This is a genomic window from Streptomyces hilarionis, from assembly GCF_024539675.1.
In the GTDB taxonomy this organism is placed as follows: Bacteria; Actinomycetota; Actinomycetes; order Streptomycetales; family Streptomycetaceae; genus Streptomyces; species Streptomyces hilarionis.
In genome coordinates this window covers 1-353 of record NZ_JAHHIT010000541.1, presented here as the reverse complement: position 1 = coordinate 353, position 353 = coordinate 1, and the positions used below count along the sequence as shown (strand labels likewise).

The 353-nt window shown below is 85.3% G+C and carries 1 pseudogene; it reads left to right on the top strand.

What is annotated here, in order from left to right:
* Positions 1-353, top strand: a pseudogene (locus tag KMS84_RS44155) (hypothetical protein); the annotation flags it as partial.

Here is a 353-nt window from a genome sequence, read left to right as displayed (position 1 = left end):
CGCCCGTCCCGGCCCCCGACGCAGCGGCCGGCGGCACAGGGCGCGGACCCGACGGACGCCGACGGCGCCACGGACACCGGGCCCGCCCGCCCCGCGACCGGCGGCCGGCCGGAGCGCGACGTCATACGCCGCGCCGCCTCCGCGCCCGCCGAGCCGGACCCCGCCCGCGAGCCCTCCACCGGCCCGGCGCGTCCGCCGTCCGCCGAGGGCCGCGCGGGCGGCGGCGCCCCGGGCGCCTCCGACACCGCCGGACCCCTTCCCCGCACCGCCCCCCGCTTCGTCAGGCTGCGGGCCCAGCACACGGACGCCATGACCCCGCCCCCGCCGCCGCCCGCGTCGGCACGCTTCCCGGA